Origin of the sequence: Corynebacterium otitidis ATCC 51513 (assembly GCF_000296405.1) — a bacterium.
GTDB lineage: Bacteria > Actinomycetota > Actinomycetes > Mycobacteriales > Mycobacteriaceae > Corynebacterium > Corynebacterium otitidis.
On sequence record NZ_JH815192.1, the window covers coordinates 205,282 to 210,142 of the forward strand.

General features: G+C 72.9%; 2 protein-coding genes and 1 pseudogene. All 3 read right to left on the reverse strand.

Annotated features, from left to right (window positions below; genetic code table 11):
* Positions 1–329, reverse strand: a pseudogene (locus HMPREF9719_RS00905) (signal recognition particle-docking protein FtsY); the annotation flags it as partial.
* 110 nt (positions 330–439) lie between these two features.
* Positions 440–3,826 carry a hypothetical protein gene (locus tag HMPREF9719_RS00910; protein ID WP_004600072.1) on the reverse strand — a complete coding sequence of 1,129 codons (3,387 nt, stop codon included), beginning with the start codon at positions 3,824–3,826 and terminating at the stop codon, positions 440–442.
* A gap of 52 nt (positions 3,827–3,878) precedes the next feature.
* On the reverse strand, positions 3,879–4,861 hold a 983-nt coding region (locus HMPREF9719_RS00915; RefSeq protein ID WP_004600073.1), incomplete at its 5' end, for an AAA family ATPase.

Genomic DNA, 4,861 nt, shown 5'->3' on the forward strand with positions numbered 1-4,861 from the left:
CCGGCGCCGGCGGGCTTCTCGCCGGCCGGGCGCGGCGGCTCCTGGTGCGCGGGCTTCGGCTCGGCGAGCTTCTTCGCGCCGGCGCGCTCCGCGGGCTGGGGGGTCGCTCCCCCGCCGCCGGCGGCGAAGTTGAAGCCGCCGGCGGCCTGGTAGTTCCCGGACTTCTCCTCCCGGGTGAGCTCCTTCTTCTCCTCCGGCTTGTCGAAGGAGATCTTCTTCCGCTCACCGCGGCGGCGGCCGATGACCACGATCGCGATGAGCGCGATGATCACGACGGCGAGGATGATCCCGCCGACGATGACGACTGTGGGCGATACTGCGTCAAGCATGCCCTCTATAGTGGCAGCTTGTTGCGCGCGGCGCCCGCACCGGGCGCCCCGGCGCGGGGCCCTGCCTGCGCCGCGCCGCGACGGGCCCGGGGCGGCCCCGGGCCCGGGTCCTAGTCGCGGGAGCCGCGCACCGCGAGGATGAGCGCCTCCGCGGAGACGAGGTCGCTGGTGACCAGGTCGGGCACGAGGTCCGCGAGCTGCGACCAGCCCTCCGCCGCGCTGTCGAGGACGTTGGACTTGCCGAGCATCCCGTGGGCGTGCATCCGCGCGGTGAGCGCGAAGACCATGGAGACCACCGGCGCGAGCGCCCACGCGTTGTCGGGGTCCTCGGTGTCGACGCCGTCGATCTTGTCGAAGCGGATCCGCGCCGCCGAGTAGAGCGCCCGGTTCGCCTTGCGCAGCGCCCGCAGCAGGGAGACGACCGGCTTGATGAGCCCCTCGGTCGCGACGAGCGCGTTGAGCTCGCTGCGGCGCTTGAACGCCTCGAAGACGGCCATGAGCCTCGAGCTGTCCTCCATGATCTGGCCGGGCACGATCTCCGCCCGGGAGAAGAACATGTCGATGAGCTGCTGCTGCGCCTGATTCATGTGCGCGATGCGCACCGTCGAGGCGTCCACACACGCGGTGTCCAGGGTGCGGTCCTGGCCGGTGCGCAGGATATCGACGAGCTGCTGGCCGGCGTGGCCGCGGGCCTCGGCCATGAGCGCGCGGAGCCGCGCGGGATCGGGGTCGTTGTCGATCTCCTCGCCGATCGCGCCGAGCACGACGAGCGAGGCGATCCAGTCGCTGGTTTCCGCGGGGCGCTCCGCGGCGCCGAAGGGGAATTGCACGAGCCCGCTTTGGATCATGCGGCCCGGCTGCTTATTGGCCGGCACGAGCGAGTCGGCGAGCGCGACGAGCGCGGCCGTCGGGTCGGCGGCGAAGACCCGCTGCGCGACGTCGCGCTCCCGCTCGGAGGCCCCGAAGTGCGACCAGATGATCGGCAGCACCTCGCTCGAGGCGGGCGGCTCCTCGGCCTCGCCGGCGAAGAACGCGGCGAGCCCGGTGAGCTCCTCGCGACCCGGGGTCGCGAAGAAGCCGGGCTGCTTAGCGACGAGCGCGTCCGGGCCGGGCTGCTCGGGCGCGCGCAGCACGGTGAAGCGGTCGCGGCTGAAGAACTGAACGGTAAGATCCCCGGCCCCAACCAGCTGCTCGGGCAGCGGGGTGCGCTCCGAGACCTCGTCGATCGTCGTGGCGCCCGCCCAGGGCGCAGTGCGCGGCCACAGCCACGCCGAGAGCGAGCGGCCCGCGGGCATGTCGACCGCGACGAGCTCGCCGTCCTCGATCGTCGTGGCGCTGGCGTGCGGCTGCGAGCTGATCGCCGCGAGCGTCACGGAGACCCGCGCGCCCGCGGCCGGGTCGGTCCACTCGAACTCGATGCGGCCCTGCGGCAGCACCGCGGCGGCCTTGGCGAGCTGCTCCGCGGGCGCCGAGGACGTCACCGCGTCCTCTGCCTCGAGGCTTAAGGTCCGCACCGGGGAGCCGTGTTGGTTGCGCACCGAGAGCCGCGGGCGCTCGATGCCCTCGGGGGTGCGCACCCTAACCCGCCCCTGCGGGTCGATGCGGCGGGGCCCGAGGAAGAGCCGGCTCGTGCGCCACGCCGGCGGGTACGAGGTGAGCGGGAGCTGGAACTTCAGGGCCGGCGGGCGGAAGCGCAGCGGCAGCTGGTCGCCGTCCTCGGTGGTCACGGCGAACTCCGCGGCGGCGGCGTCGGCGGCGACCTCGATGCGCCGCGGGGAGACCTCGAAGTCCTTCTCCCCTCGGGTCACGGCGAGCCTCGCGGTGGAGAGCCCCGCCTGGGTGGGGATCCTTACGCTCGCGGGCGCTCCCTCGATCTCCGGCTCGACGCCCATGCCCTCGACGATCGCGTAGCGGTGCCGAAAGGACTCGTTGCGCGGGCCGCGCAGGCGCACGAGGTACTCGCCGACCCACGCCGCGTCGTAGGCCTCGGGGTCGAAGATCTCGAAGACGCCGCCCTCGGCGGGCACGATGAGCGGCTCGGGCTCGGTGATCTCCTCGGCGCTCTCCCCGACGCCCGCGTACGCGGAGATCGACAGCTGCCAGGTCTCCTCCCGGCCCGAGGGCGTGGGGAAGAACTCCGCGAGCAGCGAGCGCGAGTACACCGGCAGCCCCGAGCCGGTGACCACGTGGCTCAGCGGCTCGCCGGGGTGGGTGAAGCGCACGCGGTGGCGCACGTCGACGCTGCGCACCGGGTGCATCGCCGAGGGGGTCTCGCCCGCGCGGACGAGCTGCAGGGAGGCGAGCTCGGTGGCCTCGACGCGGCGCGCGCTCCAGCCCTGCCAGCCCTGCACGGGCATCGCCTCGCCGGTGGCGACGTCGGCGTCGGCGACGACGTCGACGAGCCGGGCGTCCTCCGGGGCGAGGACGATGAGCCCCGGGTGGTGCAGCGAGGGCTTGTCGGTGAGGTTCTGCCCGCCGGCGGAGAACACGAGCAGCGGGTCGTCGGCCGCGACGACGGGCACCGTCCACTGGATGCCGTTGGTCTCATCGGCGACGGTCACCTCGCGGACCTGGCGCTCGACGGCAATGTCGAGGGCCTCCGCGTAGCGCGGCTCGCCCCAGGGCCGCCCGGTGCGAAACACCCTCGTCGTGCCCGACTGGGTGACCCGCCAGACGACCTCCGGGGTGTCCTCGCCGACGCGCTGCTCGGGAAGGCGCAGGCACACCCGGCCGCGTACGTCGTCGAAGACGAGCCTGGGGCGCAGCTCGCGAAGCGCGACGCCCACCGCGGAGAGCCGGTTCGGGGTGCCCACGGGGCGCTCCCGAAGCTCGGCGATCGCGGCGTCGGCGACGAGCCTCGGCAGGCCCGGCGCGGCGGCTAAGGGCTCGCGGTCGAGCCACGAGGTGGGGTGCTGCCGCGAGAACTCGCGGATCTTCTCGACCCCGGAGACGAGCTCGGAGAGGCGATCGGGCGCCTTCTCCTGGAGGAACCCGGAATATTCAAGCCCCGAGAGGTCCTCTTCCCCGTCGTCGAGGAGCTCCATGAGCGGGGCGATATCGCCCTGGTGGAGGCCCGCCTGGTAGACGAGCGCCTCGGTCGCGTCCAGCTGCTCGGGCCGCTCGAGGCCGGCCGCCTCGAGCGCGCCGTCGAGCCTGGAGGTGACCACCGCGACGAACTCCGAGGTCGGCTCCACGCCGAGCCCGGAGAGGTACTCGGCGGGCAGCTCCTCGAGGCTCACCGCCCGCCCGGCGCGCGCAATGAGCGTCGCGGCGCTGAGCGCCGGGGTGGCGGCCATGAGCTCGCCTAAGTCCGCGCCGGCGGCGACCTGGCGGGCGAGGAAGATCCCGAAGAGCCGCTCGACGCGCTCGAGCTCGTCGGCCGTTAAGTTCTGGGCCGGGAAGTAGGCCTTATCGGCGTTGCGGCCCGATGCCTTGAGCTCCTGCTCGGAGGCCCAGCCGAGGAGCGAGTCGTTGAGGTCAGCGAACGGCGCGGTCAATGGGGTCCCTTCTCGTGGAAATTGTCGCTCACACCAGACGTGTCGATGGTACTCACGCGGCCTCGGGTTTCATCCGCTGGCTGATGACCTTGGTGACCCCGTCGCCGCGCATCGTCACGCCGTAGAGCACGTTGGCGATGTCCATGGTGGGCTTCTGGTGGGTGATGACGATGAGCTGCGAGTCCTCCCGCAGCTCCTCGAAGAGCGCGAGCAGGCGGCGCAGGTTGACGTCGTCGAGCGCGGCCTCGACCTCGTCCATGACGTAGAAGGGGCTGGGCCTCGCCCGAAAGATGGAGACGAGCAGCGCGAGCGCGGTGAGCGACTTCTCCCCGCCGGAGAGCAGCGAGAGCCGCTTGACCTTCTTGCCCGGGGGCCGGGCCTCGAGCTCGATGCCGGTGGCGAGCAGGTCGTCGGGGTCGGTGAGGTAGAGCCGCCCTTCGCCGCCGGGGAAGAGCGTCTCGAAGACCTTGGGGAACTCGGCCTGGACGTCGTTCCACGCGTCGCGGAAGAGGGTGAGGATGAGCGCGTCGACCTCCTCGATGACGCCCTCTAGGTCGGCGCGGGCGCGCTCGACGTCGGCGAGTTGGCCTGCGAGGTAGCGGTAGCGCTCCTCGAGGGCGTTGTACTCCTCTAGGGCGAGGGGGTTGACCTTGCCGAGCGACTCGAGGGACTTCTTCGCCTCGGCGGCGCGGGCCTTCTCCGCGGCCTCGTCGACCTCGCCCGCGGGCAGGTCGGAAAGCTCGACGCCGAGCCGGTCGAGCACCGAGCGGGCGAGCTCGTCGAGCCGGCCTTGGGCCTTGTCGCGCTCGACCTCGGCCTTGCCGACGCGCTCGGCGAGCCGGGCGGCGTCCTTCTGCGCCGCCGAGAGCCGGCTCTTGAGCTCCCGCTCCTCATCGCGGGCCTCGGCGAGCTGGTCGTTGGCCTCGTCGCGGCGCGCGGCGGCCTCCTCGAGGCCGCGCTTCGCGCGCCCGGCGACCTCCTCAGCAAGCTCCGCGACGGCGCCGGCGCGCTCCCGGCGGCGGCGCGCGGCCTTAA